This window comes from Thalassolituus pacificus, assembly GCF_025318105.1.
Lineage (GTDB): Bacteria > Pseudomonadota > Gammaproteobacteria > Pseudomonadales > Oceanobacteraceae > Venatoribacter > Venatoribacter pacificus.
Genome location: NZ_JAOANI010000012.1, coordinates 319,773 through 340,350 on the forward strand (window position 1 = coordinate 319,773; position 20,578 = coordinate 340,350).

A 20,578-nucleotide genomic window follows, 5' to 3' on the forward strand; every position below is an offset into this window, starting at 1 on the left:
CAGGCAGGCAACCATGATCAGGCTGACCGTAAATGGTGTGGAGCACACACTGGACGTTGAGGGCGATACCCCGCTGTTATGGGTGGTACGCGATGTTCTGGGCTTAAAAGGCAGTAAGTTCGGCTGCGGCGCGGGCCTGTGTGGCGCCTGCACCATGCATCTGAATGGTCAGCCAATCCGCACCTGCATTATGCCGCTGTCGGCGGTTGCCGGGCAGAATATCACCACCATCGAAGGGCTGAGCCCGGCCAACGCCACGCCACAGCAGCTGACTCCGGTGCAGCAGGCCTGGCTGGAGCTGAACGTGCCGCAATGTGGCTACTGCCAGTCCGGACAGATCATGGCCGCCACTGCCCTGCTGGCCAGCAACCCACAGCCAACCGATGCCGATATCGACAACGCTATGAGCGGCAATATCTGCCGCTGTGGTACTTATCCGCGCATCCGCTCTGCCATCCATAAAGCAGCGGGCATGATGAGCGCTTCGGTAAACAATCCACAAGCTGCGCGCAACGGCGAACTGTTCAGCGAAGTGACGCTGCCGCAAGCGACCAATACAGAGGAGCTGAGCCATGGATAAGTCATTAAACAGTGGCCTCAGCCGCCGTTCCTTCTTAAAAGCCAGTGCCCTGTCATCCGGTGGTCTGCTGCTCAGTGTTGCCCTGCCCGGCTGTACCGCCATCGGCATGAAAAATCAGGGCATGGTCAGCGCCGGCGAATGGCAGAGCAATGCCTGGCTGCGCATCGATACCGATAACCGCATTACCTTTATCCTCGACCGCGTTGAGATGGGTCAGGGCACCTATACCGGTCTGGTCACCCTGCTGGCCGAAGAGCTGGAAGTCGACCCGGCGCTGGTACAGGTCGAGTTTGCCGGCGTCGGCAGCGCCTACGATAACCCGCTGTACAAACTGCAGATCACCGGTGGCTCCACCAGTGTGGCCAGCAGCTTTAAACGCATCCGTCTGGCCGGTGCCAGCGCGCGTGAAATGCTGAAGCAGGCCGCCGCTCAGGTCTGGGCGCTGGACAACACCAGCAGCCTGCACTGCGACAACGGTCAGGTGATTCACAGCAGCGGTAAAACCCTCAGCTACGGTGAGCTGGCGAGCATTGCCGCTACCTTCTCCGTACCGGAAGACACCGCGCTGAAATCGCCGGATGAATATCGCTATATCGGTAAATACAACAAGCGTCTGGATGCCCAGCAAAAAGTAACGGGTCAGGCCGTGTATGGTATCGACGTTGAATTGCCGGGCATGCTCTATGCCGTAATCAGCCGCGCTCCGGCCTTTGGTGGCACGGTCAAAACCCTCGACAGCAGCGCGGCCAAAGCCGCCAGCGGTGTGGTTGATGTGTTCCAACTGCAAGCCGCCGGTCGTTCCGGTGTAGCCGTTGTGGCCCGCTCTTACTGGCAGGCGCGTAAAGCGCAGCAGTTACTGCAGATCGAATGGCAGACGCCGGAGGTCGCGCCCAGCAGCGACGCTATTTTTGCTCAGTACGCCCGCGATCTGGATAACGAAGACGGCGAACAGGTACGCGACGATGGCGACTACAACGCTGCCGCCGAACAGGCCGCCAGCACCTTAAGCGCCGAGTATCAGCTGCCCTATCTGGCCCATGCCACGCTGGAGCCACAGAACTGCGTGGTTAAGGCCGATGCCGATGGCATGGAAGTCTGGGCTCCAACCCAGTCCGCCAGCATGGCGCGGGTCGCGGCCGGTAAACACAGCCGCTACAGCCTGGACGATATTGTGATTCACACCACCTGGATTGGCGGCGGTTTTGGCCGCCGTATCCTGCAGGATTACGTCGCCGAATGCGCAGTCATTGCCGACCGCCTGCAGCAGCCGGTGAAGCTGATCTGGAACCGTGAAGAAGACACCGCCCACGACTGGTATCGCCCGGCCAGCCTGCATCGTCTGCAGGCGACGATGAATGCCGACGGCAAAGCCAGTGGCTGGCAGCACCGCATTGCTCACCCGAAAGTGTTCGAGTGGTTTGTCGGCGATGCCGCCCCGGCGCAGTATCCCTTTATGCCGAAGTTTATGTTCCCGATGCTGGCCGGTGCCGGCAAGCTGGGCGAAGGCATTCTGGCGCCGAAAGACAGCTCCGGCTACGAAGGTGCCAACGATGTGCCTTACGCGCTGGACAATATCGACGTGCGCTTTATCCACAGCGAACCCGGCGTACCCGTTGGTTACTGGCGTTCGGTGGGCTTCTCGCACAATGGCTTTGTAACCGAGAGCTTTATCGACGAGCTGGCCCACCAGCAGAAGCAGGACCCGCTGAACTTCCGCCTTGAGCTGCTGGCCCGGCATCCGCGCGCGCAAAGCCTGCTGCGCCGGGTGGCGCAACTGGCCGACTGGGGCCGGCCGCTGCCGGGCTGCCATCAGGGCGTGGCGATTCATAAAAGCTTTAACACCTGGGTCGCACAGATTGCCGATGTACAGGTTGAGGGCAAAACCTTCAGCGTTAAGCGTGTGGTCTGCGCCGTCGACTGCGGTCAGGCGGTTAACCCGGATATGATCCGCGCGCAAATGGAAGGCGGCATTAACTTTGCCCTCACCGCCGCGCTGTACGGCAATATCACGCTGAAAGACGGCGCGGTACAACAGAGCAACTTCCACGATTACAGCATGCTGCGGATGCCGGAAGCGCCGCAGATTGTGGTCGACATTGCCGACAACCAGTACGATCCGACCGGTGTCGGTGAACCGGGCGTGCCGCCACTGGCACCGGCGGTGGCCAATGCGCTGTTTGCCGCCACCGGCCAGCGTCTGCGCCGTCTGCCGTTGCAGCTGACGTAAGGCTCAGGGCACTTTATGCACCCGTCTACTCCAGGCAGTACCGATCAGCATGTACTGCACTCAGCCGCGCAATGGCTGAGTGCTGGCAGCCCGGTCTGGCTCGCCACTGTGGTTGCCACCTACGGCAGCAGCCCGCGTCCGGTGGGCTCGCTGCTGGCCTGGTCGGCCGACTTCGGTATGGCCGGTTCGCTGTCCGGTGGCTGCGTGGAAGAAGATCTGATTGCCCGGCTGCGCGCCGGTCAGGTGGATGGCGGCCAGCCACAGCTGCTGCTGTTTGGTGATAATGCCGCCGAACAGGCGCGTTATCGTCTGCCCTGCGGTGGTCATCTGCAGATATTGCTGCAGCGGCTTGGTAAAGATGATCTGGCCGGTATTCAGCAGATGCTGGCCTGGCTGAGTTCACGCACGCCCTTTGTGCGCGAGGTGAGTTTGCATGCGTCAGGGCAACGCCTGACACTGTTGCAGCATGATTCTCCGCAAACCTGTCGGTTAACCTCTGAATACTTTATTCAACCGTTTCAACCGGCGTATCAGCTGTTGATTGTCGGTGCCGGCGAAGTTGCCCGGCATCTGGCGGCACTGGCACAACCGGCCGGTTTTGCCGTGACCATCTGCGATCACCGCGAGGAATTCCTGCAGGGCTTCGACGCCCCCGGCGCCGAGCTGCGGTGCGCCATGCCCGATACCCTGATCAGCCAGCGCTTTGCCGATTCGCACAGCGCCATTGTCGCGCTGGCCCACGACCCGCGCCTCGACGATATGGCCATGCTCGATGCCTTCGACACCCGCGCTTTTTATATCGGCGCTATGGGTTCGCTTGCTACCTCCGCCAAACGCCGTGAGCGCTTAACCGGGCTGGGTGTCAGCAGCACACAGCTGCAGCGCCTGCATGCGCCTATCGGGCTGGATATCGGCAGTAAAACGCCATACGAAATTGCCCTGTCCGTGCTTGCCCACCTGCTGGCGGAACGTCCGCAGCGCAGCTAATACGGCGTATTCCCTTTGGGCCTGCTGTGGTACTGTCATCAGCCTTCGATTGTGCGGAGCACTGTCTGAATATGAGCAACACCGATGCCCCGATTGGCGTGATTCTGCTGGCCGCCGGTAAGAGCGAACGCTTTGGCGGCGACAAGCGTCTGGCCGAAATCCGCCAGCCACAGGGTACACAGCAGCCGATGCTGCTCACCACGCTGCAGCAGATCCGCGCCAGCGGTTTACCGCTGTTTGTGGTGCTGCGCCCCGGTGACCAGCAATGGGGCGATGCTCTGGATAAGCTCAGTATCGACTGGGGCATCTGCCCGGAAGCGGCACAGGGAATGGGACATAGTCTGGCCTTTGGCGTACACGCCACCCAGCACTGGAATGGCTGGCTGATTGCACTGGCCGATATGCCCTTTATCCAGCCAGCCACCTATCAGCGCGTGGCCGCAGCCCTGCACCAGCACAAAATTGTGCGCCCGGTACTGCAACGCGCAGCTCCAGGCACAGGCACAGGCACAGGCACAGGCACAGGCACAGGCACAGACTCAGGCAAAACCTTAAACGGCCACCCGGTCGGCTTCAGCCGCAACTATGCCTGTGCACTGATTCAGTGCCAGGGTGACGAAGGTGCCCGCCGTCTGCTGGCCGACAACCCGCAGGATGTTTACCTGCTGCCATTAGAAGATGAAGGCATAGTGCAGGATATAGACCGGCCGCAGGATTGCTGATCAGCTATCTCTATCCCATAACTCCTAGCCCACGACCTCTGGCCCCCGATCTCAATCCCGCCTCCGCCTCCCACCCGCAAAACCAGCACTTTATACCTAGTCAGCAATGCTGATTTTTCTGTTATTAATACGATCTGCCTATCGGGCCGGTGAAGGCAGCGGTGAAGGTAAAGGGTGAAGGCGAACGGCGAGCTCTGTTGTCTGAACCCTCAGAGGTAAAGAGGTACTGAGCACCCAAAGCGTAGATTTTTCAGTTCAGACGAAATCAGGCACGCTGTGTATTCGTACGTGCGCGTTTTGCCAGCCCAGACGAAGAAAAACCCGTTAATAGTCAACGAACTGGAAATCGGGATGACAGGTTTACAGGCGCAGAAAAGCCGAATTAACCGTGTGCGTGTTTTTCTGGAAGGGATTTTTGAATTTTGGGAAATTTCTCGGCCTGGAAAATGAGTTATGCGGGGGTTCTCGAATGATCCACCCGGAATTAATGCGCATGCACACTAACAAACTGTTATGCCCAATCGTGAATGTAATGGATTTCTATGAAAACATCTGAATTATTTGATCTATTTGGAAAGCTCATTGACTCTGATGAAGCAAATGATTTTTTCGAGGCTAATCCTTCATTCAAGATTGAAAGGCCAGATTATGGGTCTCAATATGTAATCTCTAATAACAATGGAGTGGATTTATTTTTTTAACCTGATGATGGAGCGCAAGGTGGTAAAACTAAACACCTTCGGAAATGCCAAAGTATTTTCCTGTATTCTGAAGGGAAAGATGGCCATGAAGAATACAAGGGAGAGATCCCGCTAGGGTTTAAGTTTAGTGATACTAGAAAAGACCTGATCAAAAAGAGTATTCCACAAAGAACGTGGAAAATAGGTCAAGGAGAAGTTGACGTGGATTTTCCTAACCCTAATCACGATAGGTGGGAGCTCGAAAAATTTTTTATTTCAGCTCACTACTCTAAAGAAACAGGCCAAACCATGTACTTTATTGTAACTAGAAAATAGGCATAACAAACGCCATTTTTTGCGGCGGCTGAGCCAGGCGTTATGTTTTGAGGAGGAATTCGACAATGCACTTACCCGAAGAAGCTGAGGAAGTACTGAGAAGTAACGTCAAACTCTGCTTTGATAGCAAGTTTTTAGTCACAGAAAAAGACGCAAAGTGGTTCCAAAAAAATCTCGGATTAGGCGATCCAAATTCGGCATTCGTTGCTTTCTATACCATTACTGCCTTTCCTCCTGCCGGAAATGGGGCCGAGCTACTGACATTAGAGTCGATCCTCGAGAACTCAGCAGAAGATGTTAAAGAGTTACCGCAAGGGGTCGGAACACGGTTCGTTCGACTAACCTCGTTCGAAGGTGAGGGTGCGTACTATTTCGATGTTGAAACAGATAAAGTATATGACGTTGCATGGGGAGAAGAGTCCGAACTAGTCAATGGTCGACTCAGCCCTTTGGCGGAATGCTTTTTCGACTTTCTAGCAAAATACTACAAAAAAACATAACAATCGGCTGCACGGCGACCTGATCTTCCCCCGCTTTAACGGACACCGAAGTCAAACTAACGAGGTATCCAGCGCTCCAATTTAAATAGCCGGGCACAATCCGACAGTATTTAAATACGTTTAAAGCTCATCCATCCGAATCTGCCAGAATATCTCCGGCACCTTCTCTGGCAGATCACCAGGCACTTCCCCTGACACCTTTCTTGACCCAGCTCTAGGGCCGGTGCTGCTTCTGCCACGCCCGTGGCGATATTCCCGTCCAGCAGCGGAATGCCGGCTGAATACCGCTACCTTGGCATACCCCAGCTGCAGCGCCAGTTCAGTGATGGCTGGATGCCGTAACGGCGCGCTGGAATACATTAATGACTACAACGATGGCCGCAGTTCCGTAATGAGCCGCGGCCGGTTTTTACGCGTCTGATTAAGCGTCTGGGGGGCTACCGGCCATCCCAGGCTCGTGGTCATAATCCAGCGATATGCCCTGTTTTCCGCCACGCTTAACCTGATACATGGCCTCATCGGCACAGCGCAGTAATGTGCTCATGGTCTGGCCCTCCAGACGGCGCATGCAAATACCAATACAGGCTCCGACACGAATTTCCGCACCATTTTTCAGTTTAAAAGGAGCGCTGACAGACGACAGTATCCGGTTGGCATAATCATAAACGTCCTGTGAGCTTTTCACCGCCCGGCCAATAACCACGAATTCATCGCCACCCATCCGGCCAACGGTGTCATTATCGTTAACCGTTGCCTGTAAACGTGCAGAAATTTCCTGCAGTAGTTCATCGCCGGCACCATGACCATAGCGGTCGTTCACCGGTTTAAAATCATCCAGATCAATCAGCATAATGGCAACGGTTTCATTTTCCGGCCCATGTTTTTTCATGCGTGAGAAAAACTGGCGCAATCCATTACGGTTATTGATTCCGGTCAGGGCATCTTCAGTAGCCTGACGTTGCAGCTGGTCTTTGGCTTTTTCCAGTTCCGCTGTCCGTTCGGAAACGCGGCATTCCAGAACCCGTTCCTGCTCCAGCAAAGTATCCAGTAATGTTTGCTGGGCTTTTTCTTTCTGGCGTTTTAAATCGTTAAAGCGCGCCGCCAGTGCAAACGACAGCAACAGCATTTCGGCGGCGGAACCCAGTTGCATGCCATACACAGTCAGAAAGTTGGATGGAATTAATCCCGCATTGCGGATGGACAGCAACGATGTGCCAATCAGTAATAACGTCCAGGCCGCGACAAAAATATGTGCGGCGGGGACATTGCGGCGCACCGCTGCAATACCGGTAGCCAGCAGGGTGAGCGTGGTCATAATGCCCATCACCGACATAATCTGTAACGCTAACTGCACACCGGAAATTAACGTTAACAGGGCTCCTCCCCACCAAAGCGGAATGGCCATCGCCAGAAAACGATCCCAGCGCGGAGCGAGTTGTTGCATATTGAGGAAGCTGCGGGCAAACATCATGGCCAGCGCCGTGGCGACGCTAAAGCCGGTTGGCACAATACGATCGGCACCTCCGGCCAGTGCCATTTCCGGCCACAGTAATAAAGGCCCGACACCATTCATGCTGGAAGCCGCAAAGCCAAAGGTAAATACAAAAGCGGAATACAACAGAAAGGTATTCTGACGCAGAGCGAGAAACAGCAGAAAATTATAACTGCCTAACGCGATCAACATGCCGAAATACAACGCCAGCACAATCAGCGTCTGATTATTATTCAGCGAATATTCACTCACCGACAGCAAGCGCGTGTTTAACGCCATGGCCGCATGATTGACCACGCGGAGGTACAGCACCAGAGGCTCATGCGGATTTAACATCAACGGAAAAGCCGGTTTACGCCCGGCAATGGGCCATTGTACAACGGGAATATAGCGCCCGGCGCGCAGCTGCCCGACCGATGCCGGGCGGACAACATACAGCGTTACATCATCCAGATAGGCATACTCAAATTCGAGTATGTGCTGTTGCTGATGCGTGATTTCCGGCTGCAACTCAATTCGTAACCAATAAGCATCGCGGGTATAGCCAAAATTCAGCTGGCGACGATCATCAATTGCGGCAAACTCTGCATCACGGCTACGGATTTCTGCCAGTGTGGCCCGCCCTCCCACATCGACCAGATAACGGCTGTGTAAATCCAGCACAATTTCCTGATCGTCAGCGTTTACCACAACGGCTGCGGCCGGGAATGCCAGACATGTCAGCAGCCAACACATCAGTGGCAACATGAGCAGCGGGTATTTCTTGTTCAAGCGTGTTCCTCATTCTGCAACAACGGTACATAAAGTGCTGCCGGGACACATTAAAAAGTCGGGGGAGCGAGAACGTACAGGGAATAAAAAGACGGCCAATAAATTTCAGACAGTATAGCCGTTGCAGAGGCAAAAACCGGGTAAATAAGACCAAAGCGAACCTGCGCCGGTGGCTGGCTATGCGGGCAGATGTTACTCCGCCAGACGTTCGCCTTCGGCCAAGCAGACCAGAGCATCGCCGACATGAATTTTTCCGGCGCGCAGAATCCGGGCACACAAACCGCCGTGCCCAAGCATCGCCGCATGACCGCCCAGACCCAGCACTTCATCCATGCGCGAACAGGGGTGGCACAACGCGGTGGCAAGAAACACAGCATCACCAATGCGAAACTGCTGATAACGCAACGCCTGCAGGTTTACACCGCTGATCACCAGATTACGGCGCAGCAAAGCCGGGTCAATGACCTCGCGCCGCAACAGTTTTGCCACCGCCTCAATATGCTCGGCATTAATCAGTGTGACCTGCCGCGCCGAACCGGGCGTGCCCTGACAACGACGATCACCTTCCAGTCCAAGGTCAGCAATCGCGTAGGTCTGCTCCACACTGATCACCGCTTCGCGTCGTGCCGGGCGCAGGCCAATCCAGTCCAGCCGGCCGCTGGGCAAATCAGCGCTGAAACGGCCAAACAGCGTTTGCTGACGGTCCATACTTGTCGCTCCGCTCATGGGAAAAGAAACACAACCTGAATATTACTATGGCTGCATTACGATGGCTGCAGGAGTCCGTGCGCCAGCCTGTGCAATCCGCCACGATAACGGATAGCGATTTAACGGAACCCACATGGCCGGAGTGAGTCATACCAACTAGACTGAAAGCATCTTCTCAGTCAGGTCACCGGAGACTGCTCCCTGATGTTGCGTACGCTACTCTGTTGTTTATTGCTGTTAAGCCCAGACTCCAGTCCGCTGGCCGGGGCTTCTTCTGCAACAGAAAGCGGCACACAGGATACCGTGCAGGCCAACGATTTTTCCGGCCCGCAGGCCGTTGCCGATAACAGCAGCGGTGATGATCCGGAACAGGCCTGGATCGACCTCCCCACCTTATTTCTCTCTGATGGTTACAGCCCGGTTATTACCTGGCCGTCATTCAATGATCAGTACCTGCCTTTATCCCCCATCCGTGCCCCGCCGGCAGCCTGAATAAACGCCCCGTTTTCAGGTTTTATCCGTTTGCCGCCAGCTGATGGCACCCTTGAATGATCAGGAGATTATTATGCCTAAATTAACGCTTTACCCGGTTGTGAGTGTGGATGAACTGGTTCATCCGGAACAATCTCCACGCTATACCCTAGACAGCCGCGCCATGCAGTTTTTTACCGACTTCTATACCACAGAACCGCTGGTTATCGACTCGACGGTATCGGCCCTTGATGCCCGTAACACGATGATTAAAACCCACGTACGGATGAAATTAGTGGTGGATGAAAATGAGCACTTCGTTGGTGTTATCAGTTCACAGGAATTAGCCGAACAGAATATTATGGCGCGTGCCGCACAGCTGCATCACAGCCGTGAAGATATTCAGGTGACCGATCTGATGATCCGTAAAAAAGATTTACTGGCGCTGAATATTGATGAGGTAAACCGTGCCAGCATCAGTGATGTTGTTAACTTTCTGAAAGACAACCACCAACAGCATTGTCTGGTCGTGGATGAGCAGATGCACCAGATTCGCGGCATTTTTTCAGCCAGCGATATCTCACGCAAGCTGCAACTGCCGATTGATATCAATGCACAATCCAGCTTCAGCAGGGTGTTTGACGCGGTATCCTGAAGTGCTCTGAGCGTGTTAAAAAATCCCGCTTCAGGACTTCTTACCGGAAGCGGGATTTTAATCTTCAAGAATGCTCAGCTAAGAATTTCTTCGATGGTAATGTAGTCACCAACACGGCCAGTCATTTGCTCTGCATCGGTATTAACAGGCAGTGTTTTCTTACCTGGTCTCCAGCCTGCAGGACATACTTCACCGGTTTTAGTGGCATATTGCCAGGCTTCAACCTGACGTAAAAACTCATTGACGTTACGCCCAACGGAATCCGCCTGAACTTCCTGCGCCACACAAATGCCATCCGGGTTAAACAGGAAGCGACCACGTAATGCCACCCCCTCTTCTTCAATCAAAACTCCGAAATCACGGCTGACATCCTGAGTGGTGTCGGCCCCGATGGTAAGCTGAAGACCAGCCAGCAGTGGCTCTGTCTCTACAAAACGTTTATGTGAAAATTTAGAGTCGACCGATACGGCCAGAATATCGACGCCCATCGCCTGAAACTCATCATACTTCGCATTCATTGCAGCAATTTCTGTGGGACAAACAAAGGTAAAATCTGCCGGGTAAAAGCACACAACGGCCCATTTTCCTTTGTAATCGTCATTTGTAACGGTAATGAAGTGGCCGGTTTTAGCATCATAAGCTTCCATGGAAAATACGGGCATTTCACGGCGAACCATTGTTGAACTCATAGTTTTCTTCTCCTCAATATTCGATTGTGAAACCTGGGCGCCAGATTCCGGGGCTTTTTTGCGTGGTTTGATTTTGGTATCACAGCTCATGGGTAGCTCCTTACAGCATGTCCGTTTCCAGCCACTGTGCCGGAAAGCATTCATTCAGTGACCTTATATCACTCAATATATACCTAAATAACCATTCAGTAATATTTAATTTCCAATCAGACTTATTAAGAAAAGCTATCCCAGGCAGTCGGGCTAAATCGCCTGGAGGTCCGTACTGGCTGCTATCTGACATGAACAAAAAGCCCCGCATGATGCGGGGCTTTTTATTGATGCTTTAATCGCTTCAGCCTCAGGCCTCGGCGGTTGTCAGCAAATGGTTTTCGTATTCCTTGCGCAGATTCACTTTAAGTAGCTTACCGGTCGCAGTATGCGGCAGAGAATCCACAAAGATAATCGCATCCGGCATCCACCATTTAGCGATCTTATCGCTGAGGTAATCCATAATATCCTGCTCTGTGAGGTTGCTGCCTTCCTTACGGATAGCCAACAGTAACGGACGCTCATCCCATTTAGGGTGACGCGCTCCGATCACACAGCACTCAACCAGTTCCGGATGCCCGACAGCGGCATTTTCCAGATCAATCGAGCTGATCCATTCACCACCGGATTTAATAACGTCTTTAGAACGGTCAACAATGGTGAGGTAATTATCCGGGCTGATGGTTGCCACATCACCGGTATCAAACCAGCCATCAATAAAATTACTGCGGTCATCATTTTTATAATAACCACTGATAATCCACGGACCACGAACCAATAAACGACCAAAGGTTTCGCCATCACGTGGCAGTTCTTCGTTCTGGTCGTTGACGATTTTCATCTCAACACCGTACACCGGACGCCCTTGCTTGGCCTGCAGCAGGTAGCGTTCTTCCAGCGGCAGCTGTTCCATGTGGTTATTGTGCGCGTTGACGGTACCGATCGGGCTCATCTCGGTCATGCCCCAGGCGTGAATCAGGAACGCATCGTGTTTTTCCTGGAACGCGCGGATCATGGACAGCGGTGCCGCAGAACCACCAACAACAACGTTTTTAACGGATTCGAGTTTTTTACCGATGCTGTCCATATGATTCAGCAGCATCAGCCACACGGTTGGTACGCCGAGTAATAAATCGGGTTTTTCTGCTTCAATCAGTTCCCAAAGCGATGCGCCATCCATGCCCGGTCCGGGGAATACCTGTTTAGCACCGGTAATGGCGGCAGAATACGGCGTTCCCCAGGCGTTAACGTGGAACATAGGAACAACCGGCAGGAAGCAGGAAGTTGAGGCCAGACCCAGCGCTTCTTCGCCAATGGAGGCCATGGCGTGAATGACGGTAGAACGGTGACTGTACACCACACCTTTCGGATTACCGGTGGTACCGGAGGTGTAACACATGCTGGCCGCATTACGCTCATCAAATTCCGGCCAGATAAATACGTCGGATTCTTTGGCCAGCAGCGTTTCATAGCAGTGCGCATTCGGCAGCGATGTCTGTGGCATTTTATCTTCGTCGCACAGCACGACAAAACCTTCGACGCTGGTGATCTGGTCTTTAATGCTTTCCAGCAGAGGTACAAAGGTTAAATCAACAAAAATCCAGCGGTCTTCTGCGTGATTAATAATAAACGACAATTGCTCAGCGAATAACCGTGGGTTGATGGTGTGCAGTACGGCGCCTGAGCCCGACACACCAAAATACAGTTCAAAATGGCGATAACCGTTCCATGCCAGCGTAGCGACACGATCACCTTGTTGAATTCCCATGCGGGCTAATACATTAGCCACCTTACGCGCTCGTTGTGCAGCATCACGCATGGTGTAACGGTGAATATCGCCTTCACAGCGACGGCTGACAATCTCGCTGCCGGGATGGGTTTGTTCAGCGTGTTCCAGCAAACCGGAAATTAACAGCGGACGATCCATAATCAGGCCAAGCATAACTTCTCCTTATCTTTATTTTTATCAGATACCGACACAGTAAAAGGATTAGAGTAATGACTCAAGGTGCTTTCGTGTTACGAATTGTCAGGAAAATAACGATAAAACAGATGTTCATCTTTTTTCGGGCCATCAATATGCCAGGTCAGCTCAAAGCCGTTAGCACTTTCGCGCAACTCTCCGGAATATAAGTCATTAATACAAACGTGATCTTGCGCGCTTTTCCATAATCCATCAGCCGTTGGGATGAGTTCAAACAGAAATACCGGCTCACCACGACGACCATGGGATAAGGCAATACCCGCGGTCGTCTTACGCCAGATGAAGCGGTTATGCATTTCAATATTCTGCCCACCGAACAACTGAAAATGCCCCTGCTCGATGAAATGCAACTCACCGGCAATGGTTTCATCGACCTGCACACGCCCATACCCTTCCCCTTGCCAACCGGTCAATGAACGTGGCCCGGGACGGGATTCGTATGTAAAACCACCAATGGTTACCAACCGGCTCCACAGGTGCTGGATTCGCTCCGGTGTTTGCTGCATGCTGCCGCCTTTACTGCATTGTTTATGGATATTCGGGTATGCCAATTCTGTGGGCCGTTACCCTGCTGTGGGCTTTTTCTTTCTCGCTGATCGGCGTCTATCTGGCCGGTCAGGTCGACAGCTATTTTGCCGTATTAACCCGGATTGTGCTCGCTTCGCTGATGTTTCTGCCGCTGCTGCTGCGCAATCCGATCGCTCCGGCACTGGCGCTGCGCTTAATGGCGATTGGTGCCATACAGCTGGGCATGATGTATCTGTTTTATTATCAGTCTTTTCTGCTGCTGACGGTGCCGGAAGTCCTGGTATTTACCATTTTTACGCCGGTCTACGTCACCCTTATTTATGATCTGCTGGCGCGGCGCTTCCGCGCCGCTTATCTGTTCAGTGCCGTGGTTGCCATTCTCGGCGCTGCGATCATGCGCTACAACCAGCTCAGCCCGGATTTCTGGCTTGGCTTCTTTGTTGTGCAGGGGGCGAACCTTTGTTTTGCCAGCGGGCAGGTGTTGTATAAACGTCTACTGGAAACCTGGCCATCGTCCAAGCCTGTGGTGCAGCACCAGATCTTCGGCTGGTTTTATCTGGGCGCATTGCTGGTTGTATTACCGGCCTGGTTAATGCTGGGCACAGAGCAGTACCCAAGCAGTCCGTTGCACTGGGGTATTTTATTATGGCTGGGAATTGTGGCTTCCGGATTGGGGTATTTCTTCTGGAATCTGGGAGCAACCCGTGTCAGCAGCGGTCAACTGGCCATTATGAATAATGCGCTGATTCCGGCGGGATTAATTGTCAATCTGCTGATCTGGAACCGCGATACCGATCTGTTGCGTCTGGCAGCAGGGGCGGCGGTAATGATGCTGGCGCTGTGGCTTGTCAGCCGCTATCAGAAGGATAACGGCGGACAGTAAAGTAACGCTGGATTATTCGTCCGCGGCGAGCATAATCTCGGTTAAAGCTTTGACATAGCTTTCCGGCGGCTGCGCACCGGAAACCAGATATTTCTGGTTCAGAATAACCGCAGGTACCGAGCGGATTCCCATTTCCTGCCATTGCTGCTCAGTCGCACGGATAATATTGGCGTAAGGCCCGTCAGCCAATACCGTCGCGGCAGCTGCGCCGTCCAGTCCAACCTCTGACGCTATCGCGCATAATTCATCGGCCTTGCTGACGTCACGTCCATCACGGAAATAAGCGCTGAACAATGCCAGCTTCAGTTCGGTTTGCTTGCCCTCTTCTGCCGCCCAGTGCAGCAGCTGATGAGCCGCAAAGGTATTGAGAATGCGCTGGTCATCGCGGAAGTTAAAGGTAAAACCCAGGTTGGCACCCATCTGCGTAATGCGTTCACGGTTGGCACGGCTTTCTTCATCACTGCTACCGTATTTTTCTGCGAGGTGCTCGCGCAGGTGCTGGCCTTCAGCCGGCATGTCCGGATTCAGCTCAAACGGTTGCCAATGAATATCGGCCACAATTTTGTCTTCCATGGCGGTTAACGCCTGACGCAGGCTGGCATAACCGATGGCACACCAGGGGCACATCACATCGGAGACAATATCGATTCGGAGAGTGGTTTTCATGGCGGATCTCAGCGGGCAACAAGATCGCGAAGTATCGCGCGATTACCGCCGGGCAGCAATTATCACCCGGCGCTATCGCTAAAACGGTCTGTGCCTATGGTAGAACAGAGCCGAAGGAAAGCAGCATCTGTCCTTTGCCAGGCTCTGTTAACACGAATTAAACACGCCCTGAATGGACTTGGTTTGTACCGGGCCAGGACTGGCCGTGGCGATCTTCCCAACTCCGCTCAGACAGCTTCACTGTCTTTGCGTAACTCGTTCTGCCATTTATCGATCAGGTCACGGTTGTCGTGATCCCAGGGGTGAAAATCTTCTTTAAAGAAATCGCGGTATGGCTGGCGGATATTGGTAAGCAGGCCCTTATCACCGTACATAAACCGGCGAAAGCCTTTGATATCGCTCCATGATGGGAATTTACGCGCCCACCACAGCAAGGCCACCATGTATAACGCGATACGCACATTAAACATAAAGGTCGCCAGTTTCAGTACACGGCGCAGATATTTGCGGTCGCCTTCCATCTGCATATACACATCAAAAGCCACGGCTTTATGTTCGATTTCTTCCACTGCATGCCAGTACAGCAAGTCTTTGACAGACTCTTCCAGCGGCGCCAGAACCTGCGGATTTTTTAATACAAACTCCGCCATAATCGCCGTCATATGTTCCATACCGACGGTCATCGCCAGACGGAATTTTGGGGTCGCGTACTTGCGTTTGGTAAAACGCTGCAGATCACGTTCAAGGTGTTTTTCCAGTTTGATGGCGTCAATGCCAAGATCGCGCAGCGCCTCATTAATAAGCTTGTGCTGATGACTGTGATGGCCTTCCTGACCAATAAAGCCCCGGATCTGTTCCTTTAACAAAGGATCGCTAATGCGTTCACGGTACTGCCGCACCGAGGCAATAAATTCGGCCTCACCCGGTGGAAAAGTCGATGACAGGGCGCCAAAAAATACCGACAACAGTGAGTTTCCGGCAAAAAAGAAACGATCTTTAATATTGCTGAAAGGAAAATTCATGCGGCGCGGTTTGATTTCGACATCCGCCGGCGTGTGGGTGGTAACCGAGGTATTCATGAGCAGGTCCTCATTAAAATGTGAGAGCGTGATTGTTATTATTACTGGCAGCTCCGGAGTGTTTTTTACATCCTGCTGTCACGCTAAGCCTTCCCCTGATGAACGCACAGGTGATTAAATGCCAAACTGGCCTGATAGCACACAGATTGGCACAATAACCCCGCAACACTGGCCCAACCGGAGTCATCAGGTATACCTGTTCTCCCTTTATTCCGAGGATAACCCCATGCCCATCATCTGGGTTGATGCCGATGCGACGCCACGCCCGGTTCGCGATGTCATCTGTAAAGCCGCGGTACGCACAGAAATGACGGCGTATTTTGTTGCCAACCATTTATTGCCGCTGCCGCCCTCACCTTTTCTGAAAGCGGTGCAGGTAGAAGCGGGATTCGATGTGGCTGATAACGTCATTGTGCAGCGCTGTAACGCCGGTGATCTGGTGATTACCCAGGACATTCCTCTGGCTGCTGAAGTCATTGAAAAGCAGGCCATTGCACTGAATAACCGTGGCGAGACTTACAGCCCGGAAACCATACGCCAGCGTCTGAATATGCGCGATTTTATGGAAACCCTGCGCTCCAGCGGCATACAGAGCGGCGGCCCGGCAGCATTCACCGACCGTGACAAAGCACAGTTTGCCAACGCCCTTGACCGCTGGCTGGTAAAACAGAGAAAACCCTGAAAAGTGAGAACTGATTCTCACATTTCTCACTTGTTAGACAGCAGTAAAGCAACGCACACTGCGATTCCATCTGGTGAAGAGATCCGTTTATGCACATTGTTGTTTATGGTGCCGGTTCCATTGGCTGCTATCTCGGCGCAGCCCTGCATCTTGAAGGAATATCCGTTACCCTGCTCGGCCGCCCCCGTATTCAGGACGAAATAAAGCAGGCCGGTGGCATTCATATCAGCGACTACATCGGCGGCGATCAACTGGTCACCGATGTTCCTTTTGAACACAAAGAAGCGGCTCTGGCGCAGGCCGATATTGTGCTGGTGACCCTGAAGTGCCTGGCCATGGAACAAGCGGCGGCGGCTCTTGCGCATTATTGCCGTCCGGGAACCCGTGTTATCTGTCTGCAGAATGGCCTTGGCAGTGACCGCGTGGTGCGCGAACAGTGTCCACAGCTGGTTGTGTCTCAGGGGATTGTTGGCTTCAACGTACTGCATCAGGATAATGGCCACTTCCACCGGGGGACAGACGGTGCAGTTCATCTGAGCGACGACGATGCCTTTATGCCGATCCGCGACGCCCTCCTCGAACAACAGATTCCCTGTCTGCTGGAACGCGATTTTCAGTCGGTTGCCTGGGGCAAACTGCAGCTTAATTTAAACAATGCCATTAATGCGCTGGCCGATATTCCGCTGAAGCAGGAATTGGAACAGCGTGGTTACCGCCGCGTGCTGAGTGGCGCCATGAAAGAGCTGGCTGCGGTTGCCAAGAAAAAAGGCATCAGCCTGGCACGGATGACTGCACTGCCACCGGCATTATTGCCCAGCCTGATTAACAGCCCGGATTTCCTGTTTCACCGGTTGGCGAAAAAGATGCTGGAAATTGACCCGCAGGCGCGCTCATCCATGTGGGAAGATTTACAACAAAAACGCCTGACCGAGATCCACTTTCTTAATGGCGCCGTGGCCGCCGAAGGTGAAAAACTGGGCGTCCCCACCCCGGTAAACCGCACGCTGTGCCGTCTGATTCACGAAGTGGAAAACGGCAAACGCCAGCAGGAGTTAAGTGCCCGCGAGCTGGAACTGGAAATTCAGCGCGGAGGATAAAAAAAGGCCTGCACTGCAGGCCTCTGATTTTTGTCAGGCTGATACCGGCTCTGATTTTTTCTCTTTACCGACACTTTTCTCCGCTTTATCGGCCACTTCGGTTTTCTGATCCGCAATGCTGATCCAGTCAAAATGCGGCGCGAACACTTTTTTCGTGCGTGCGCGGTATTCCAGTGTGGATGACGGCCAGATAGTAAAGTTTTTACCATTATCCTGCTGATACCAGCTTTTACAGCCAGACGTCCAGACGGTATTTTTCATGCGCCCCTGAATTTCGGCATTGTATTTATTCTGCTCTTCAATTTTCACATTAAAGTAATCAACGCCTTTTTCCTGAACCTTACGAATACACTGAATAATGTAATTAACCTGCGCTTCAATCATAAAAATAATCGAGTTATGACCCAGTGCGGTGTTCGGCCCAACCAGCTGAAACAGATTAGGAAAACCGGATACAACCGTCCCCAAATAGCCTTCTGCACCATCGGCCCAGTCTTTCATAATGCTGTGGCCCGGCAGCCCATCCAGCGTAAAGTGTTTCATAAAACCACGTGGATCAACAATAAACCCGGTGCCCAGAATAATGGCATCGCAGGGGCGTTCCACACCATTACGGTCAACAATGCTTTGCTCACGGATTTCCTGAATACCATCGGTAATCAAATTCACATTGCTGAGGTTAAAGGTTGGGTAGTATTTATTGGAAATTAAAATACGCTTACAGCCAATGGTGTAATCCGGCGTCAGTTTCTTCCACACAACCGGGTCTTTGACTTTCATGCGGATAAACAGCTTCGCCAGACTCTGCAACGCGGTTGCTAGGCGTGGATGAAAAATCGGCCAGACCCGCATTTCATTGGTAATGTACAAGCGTGCACGGTGCAATTTTCGCAGTGATGGAAACGTGCGAAACAGCGCTTTACGGATTTCACCATAACGGCGTTCGTCACGCGGGATAACCCAGGCCGGAGAGCGCTGATAGACATCCAGCTGCTGCACCTGCGGCGCAATTTCCGGTAAATACTGCACCGCACTGCCACCGGTACCAATCGACGCGACGCGTTTGCCGTTGAGATCGTAGCCATGATCCCAGCGTGCAGAATGCATGACCTTACCTTTAAAACTGTCCAGACCGGGAATATCCGGAATCGCCGGGTGATGCAGCGGACCGGATGCCAGCACAAAATAACGCGCGCGGATTTCTGCACCGCCTTTGGTGCCAATGGTCCACAGCCCGGTTTTACTGTCAAACTGGCTGCGGTTTACTTCATGACCGAAACGGATGAACGGACGCATCTGATAATCATCGGTGGTTTTTAAAATGTAATCCTGAATTTCATGCCAGGATGCATAACGTTTGCTCCACTCCGGGTTACCGGCAAAGGAATACGAGTACAGATGCGACTGCACATCACAGGCACAACCCGGATAGGTATTGTCACGCCAGGTGCCGCCAACCTCATCGGCTTTTTCCAGAATAATAAAATCGTTGATGCCCGCTTCTTTCAGCTGAATGCCCATACACAAACCGCCAAAACCGGCACCGACAATCACCACCTCGGTATGTGCGGGCAACGTCTGGCTATTCCCGGCTGTATTTTTTTGTTCCGTCATCGTATTCACCTTTTTTGTTATTCGTTCAGGCCGCCGGGCAGGGTTTATTCCGCAAAGCTGCTCCGGCCATGATCTGAATCTACGTTTCCGGCGGCTGCTCTGGCTATGCTGGAAAAAACAATAAATTGATAAAAACGGCCATCATGACTCTGCGCTCAATTCTTGCCCTGACATTTACCGTTGAACAGCTGCACCAGCATTATCAGCTGGACACCGAAGCCATACTCGCTCGCCATGGGCTGCAACAGGCCCATCTGGATGCCAACGCCACCATCAGTCAGGCCGATGAGCTGGCCATATTGGCGGAATTTGCGGATCAGATTCAGCACGATCCGTTAGCCGCTATAACCATTGGCTCCACTTTTGGTCTGTCGAGTTATGGCGCGTTCGCCATGATGCTGATGAGCTGCAGTTCGGTGTATGAGGCTTTTGCGCTGGGGATTAAATATCAGCAACTGAGTTATCTGTTCAGCGAACTCGATTATCAGCTGAACGGAGACACCGTTTTGCTCAGGCTGAAACCCTATCGCCTGCCCGATCATTTGCTGCGCTTTATTGTTGATCGCGATGTAGCCGGAACCTGGCACTTCCTGAATATGATGCAAACCATGCTCGGCCAACAGCTGAAACCATTGGCTGTGTATATGCCTTATCCACAGCCTGAAGAAGCTCTGGCATACCGCGATAAATTTCAGTGTCCGGTTGAATTTGGCCGCGACGAAGCTGCTTTTGTGCTGCCCGCCGAGGTATTGCGCCTGCCGTTTCCCGGCGGCAACAGTACGGCGCTGGCGCTGTATCGCAGTCAGTGTGATGAGATATTAAAACGACGCAGCCAGGTAAGAACCGAAGCATTAAGTGAACGCTTGCAGCAGTATCTGTCGATGTTCAGCCAGCGCTTTCCGGCGATTAAAGAATGCGCCGCCACCTTTGCTTTAAGCGAACGCCAGTTTCGCCGTTTATTAAGCGATGAAGGTCAGAGTTTTCAACTGATTCTGGATCGCGTGCGCTCAGAGAAGGCTTGCCACCTACTGCTTAATTCGTCCACCAGTGTGGAACAGATCGGATTATTGCTTGGTTATTCAGAAGCCGCAGGTTTTATTCATGCTTTTAAAAAGTGGCAGGGAATGACACCGGCAAAATTCAGAAAAAGCAGCACACAATAGCTGCGGATAAATACAGATAGGAAAAACGCTAATA

General features: G+C 53.0%; 19 protein-coding genes. 11 read left to right on the forward strand and 8 right to left on the reverse strand.

What is annotated here, in order from left to right; genetic code table 11:
• Positions 1–13: 13 nt before the first annotated feature.
• The 5 genes from NYR02_RS04440 to NYR02_RS04460 all read left to right on the forward strand — a co-directional run bounded on the left by NYR02_RS04440 (position 14) and on the right by NYR02_RS04460 (position 6,032).
• Entirely contained in the window at positions 14–580 is a 567-nt protein-coding gene (locus tag NYR02_RS04440; protein WP_260975189.1) for a (2Fe-2S)-binding protein, read from the forward strand.
• Positions 573–2,807, forward strand: coding sequence for a xanthine dehydrogenase family protein molybdopterin-binding subunit (locus NYR02_RS04445; protein ID WP_260975190.1), 2,235 nt, complete (start codon positions 573–575; stop codon positions 2,805–2,807). The genes NYR02_RS04440 and NYR02_RS04445 overlap by 8 nt, the downstream gene beginning before the upstream one ends.
• Before the next feature lie 15 nt (positions 2,808–2,822).
• Positions 2,823–3,794 carry an XdhC family protein gene (locus NYR02_RS04450; protein WP_260975191.1) on the forward strand — a complete coding sequence of 324 codons (972 nt, stop codon included), beginning with the start codon at positions 2,823–2,825 and terminating at the stop codon, positions 3,792–3,794.
• Positions 3,795–3,865: 71 nt separating this feature from the next.
• Positions 3,866–4,516, forward strand: a complete 651-nt coding sequence (locus NYR02_RS04455) for a nucleotidyltransferase family protein (protein WP_260975192.1) — start codon at positions 3,866–3,868, stop codon at positions 4,514–4,516.
• A 1,081-nt stretch (positions 4,517–5,597) separates the two neighbouring features.
• Positions 5,598–6,032, forward strand: coding sequence for a hypothetical protein (locus NYR02_RS04460; protein WP_260975193.1), 435 nt, complete (start codon positions 5,598–5,600; stop codon positions 6,030–6,032).
• A 421-nt stretch (positions 6,033–6,453) separates the two neighbouring features.
• Here the strand turns inward: NYR02_RS04460 and NYR02_RS04465 are convergent, their stop codons facing one another.
• Both NYR02_RS04465 and NYR02_RS04470 read right to left on the reverse strand, forming a co-directional pair.
• Complete coding sequence (locus tag NYR02_RS04465) at positions 6,454–8,295, reverse strand: diguanylate cyclase (protein ID WP_260975194.1); 1,842 nt, start codon at positions 8,293–8,295, stop codon at positions 6,454–6,456.
• 192 nt (positions 8,296–8,487) lie between these two features.
• Entirely contained in the window at positions 8,488–9,003 is a 516-nt protein-coding gene (locus tag NYR02_RS04470) for an MOSC domain-containing protein (RefSeq protein ID WP_260975195.1), read from the reverse strand.
• Between the two features lie 204 nt (positions 9,004–9,207).
• Between NYR02_RS04470 and NYR02_RS04475 the strand changes: the two genes are divergently transcribed.
• Together NYR02_RS04475 and NYR02_RS04480 are read left to right on the forward strand one after the other, a co-directional pair.
• Positions 9,208–9,495 (forward strand): hypothetical protein, encoded by a 288-nt coding sequence (locus NYR02_RS04475; protein ID WP_260975196.1) that lies wholly within the window; start codon positions 9,208–9,210, stop codon positions 9,493–9,495.
• A 73-nt stretch (positions 9,496–9,568) separates the two neighbouring features.
• Positions 9,569–10,129, forward strand: coding sequence for a CBS domain-containing protein (locus NYR02_RS04480; protein WP_260975197.1), 561 nt, complete (start codon positions 9,569–9,571; stop codon positions 10,127–10,129).
• A gap of 74 nt (positions 10,130–10,203) precedes the next feature.
• Here NYR02_RS04480 and NYR02_RS04485 read toward each other — a convergent pair whose 3' ends face one another.
• The 3 genes from NYR02_RS04485 to NYR02_RS04495 form a co-directional block, all read right to left on the reverse strand.
• Positions 10,204–10,908 carry a peroxiredoxin gene (locus NYR02_RS04485; RefSeq protein ID WP_260975198.1) on the reverse strand — a complete coding sequence of 235 codons (705 nt, stop codon included), beginning with the start codon at positions 10,906–10,908 and terminating at the stop codon, positions 10,204–10,206.
• 250 nt (positions 10,909–11,158) lie between these two features.
• Positions 11,159–12,790, reverse strand: a complete 1,632-nt coding sequence (locus tag NYR02_RS04490; protein WP_260975199.1) for a long-chain-fatty-acid--CoA ligase — start codon at positions 12,788–12,790, stop codon at positions 11,159–11,161.
• A gap of 77 nt (positions 12,791–12,867) precedes the next feature.
• Entirely contained in the window at positions 12,868–13,338 is a 471-nt protein-coding gene (locus NYR02_RS04495; protein ID WP_260975200.1) for a DUF6314 family protein, read from the reverse strand.
• A 38-nt stretch (positions 13,339–13,376) separates the two neighbouring features.
• Here NYR02_RS04495 and NYR02_RS04500 point away from each other — a divergent pair, with 38 nt between their 5' ends.
• Positions 13,377–14,243 (forward strand): DMT family transporter, encoded by an 867-nt coding sequence (locus NYR02_RS04500; protein ID WP_260975201.1) that lies wholly within the window; start codon positions 13,377–13,379, stop codon positions 14,241–14,243.
• Between the two features lie 12 nt (positions 14,244–14,255).
• Here NYR02_RS04500 and NYR02_RS04505 read toward each other — a convergent pair whose 3' ends face one another.
• Positions 14,256–14,909, reverse strand: a complete 654-nt coding sequence (locus NYR02_RS04505; protein ID WP_260975202.1) for a DsbA family oxidoreductase — start codon at positions 14,907–14,909, stop codon at positions 14,256–14,258.
• A gap of 227 nt (positions 14,910–15,136) precedes the next feature.
• Entirely contained in the window at positions 15,137–15,988 is an 852-nt protein-coding gene (locus NYR02_RS04510) for a metal-dependent hydrolase (RefSeq protein ID WP_260975203.1), read from the reverse strand.
• Between the two features lie 226 nt (positions 15,989–16,214).
• On the opposite strand from NYR02_RS04510, the gene NYR02_RS04515 reads away from it, so the two are divergent.
• Positions 16,215–16,670, forward strand: a complete 456-nt coding sequence (locus tag NYR02_RS04515; protein ID WP_260975204.1) for a YaiI/YqxD family protein — start codon at positions 16,215–16,217, stop codon at positions 16,668–16,670.
• A gap of 89 nt (positions 16,671–16,759) precedes the next feature.
• The gene (locus NYR02_RS04520) at positions 16,760–17,767 is read left to right on the forward strand and encodes a 2-dehydropantoate 2-reductase (protein WP_260975205.1); all 1,008 of its coding nucleotides are present in this window, start codon (positions 16,760–16,762) and stop codon (positions 17,765–17,767) included.
• Between the two features lie 33 nt (positions 17,768–17,800).
• Here NYR02_RS04520 and NYR02_RS04525 read toward each other — a convergent pair whose 3' ends face one another.
• Positions 17,801–19,381: a flavin-containing monooxygenase gene (locus NYR02_RS04525; RefSeq protein ID WP_260975206.1), complete on the reverse strand. Its 1,581-nt coding sequence runs from the start codon at positions 19,379–19,381 to the stop codon at positions 17,801–17,803.
• A gap of 143 nt (positions 19,382–19,524) precedes the next feature.
• Here NYR02_RS04525 and NYR02_RS04530 point away from each other — a divergent pair, with 143 nt between their 5' ends.
• Positions 19,525–20,544, forward strand: a complete 1,020-nt coding sequence (locus NYR02_RS04530; protein ID WP_260975207.1) for an AraC family transcriptional regulator — start codon at positions 19,525–19,527, stop codon at positions 20,542–20,544.
• Positions 20,545–20,578: the final 34 nt, after the last annotated feature.

Excerpts from the sequence above, each read along its gene's own strand:
- NYR02_RS04470 (WP_260975195.1), bottom strand. The coding sequence starts at position 9,003 with ATGGACCGTCAGCAAACGCTGTTTGGCCGTTTCAGCGCTGATTTGCCC.
- NYR02_RS04500 (WP_260975201.1), top strand. The coding sequence starts at position 13,377 with ATGCCAATTCTGTGGGCCGTTACCCTGCTGTGGGCTTTTTCTTTCTCG.
- NYR02_RS04480 (WP_260975197.1), top strand. The coding sequence starts at position 9,569 with ATGCCTAAATTAACGCTTTACCCGGTTGTGAGTGTGGATGAACTGGTT.
- NYR02_RS04445 (WP_260975190.1), top strand. The coding sequence starts at position 573 with ATGGATAAGTCATTAAACAGTGGCCTCAGCCGCCGTTCCTTCTTAAAA.
- NYR02_RS04455 (WP_260975192.1), top strand. The coding sequence starts at position 3,866 with ATGAGCAACACCGATGCCCCGATTGGCGTGATTCTGCTGGCCGCCGGT.
- NYR02_RS04440 (WP_260975189.1), top strand. The coding sequence starts at position 14 with ATGATCAGGCTGACCGTAAATGGTGTGGAGCACACACTGGACGTTGAG.
- NYR02_RS04520 (WP_260975205.1), top strand. The coding sequence starts at position 16,760 with ATGCACATTGTTGTTTATGGTGCCGGTTCCATTGGCTGCTATCTCGGC.
- NYR02_RS04510 (WP_260975203.1), bottom strand. The coding sequence starts at position 15,988 with ATGAATACCTCGGTTACCACCCACACGCCGGCGGATGTCGAAATCAAA.
- NYR02_RS04515 (WP_260975204.1), top strand. The coding sequence starts at position 16,215 with ATGCCCATCATCTGGGTTGATGCCGATGCGACGCCACGCCCGGTTCGC.
- NYR02_RS04450 (WP_260975191.1), top strand. The coding sequence starts at position 2,823 with ATGCACCCGTCTACTCCAGGCAGTACCGATCAGCATGTACTGCACTCA.
- NYR02_RS04505 (WP_260975202.1), bottom strand. The coding sequence starts at position 14,909 with ATGAAAACCACTCTCCGAATCGATATTGTCTCCGATGTGATGTGCCCC.
- NYR02_RS04530 (WP_260975207.1), top strand. The coding sequence starts at position 19,525 with ATGACTCTGCGCTCAATTCTTGCCCTGACATTTACCGTTGAACAGCTG.
- NYR02_RS04490 (WP_260975199.1), bottom strand. The coding sequence starts at position 12,790 with ATGCTTGGCCTGATTATGGATCGTCCGCTGTTAATTTCCGGTTTGCTG.
- NYR02_RS04460 (WP_260975193.1), top strand. The coding sequence starts at position 5,598 with ATGCACTTACCCGAAGAAGCTGAGGAAGTACTGAGAAGTAACGTCAAA.
- NYR02_RS04475 (WP_260975196.1), top strand. The coding sequence starts at position 9,208 with ATGTTGCGTACGCTACTCTGTTGTTTATTGCTGTTAAGCCCAGACTCC.
- NYR02_RS04485 (WP_260975198.1), bottom strand. The coding sequence starts at position 10,908 with ATGAGCTGTGATACCAAAATCAAACCACGCAAAAAAGCCCCGGAATCT.
- NYR02_RS04495 (WP_260975200.1), bottom strand. The coding sequence starts at position 13,338 with ATGCAGCAAACACCGGAGCGAATCCAGCACCTGTGGAGCCGGTTGGTA.
- NYR02_RS04525 (WP_260975206.1), bottom strand. The coding sequence starts at position 19,381 with ATGACGGAACAAAAAAATACAGCCGGGAATAGCCAGACGTTGCCCGCA.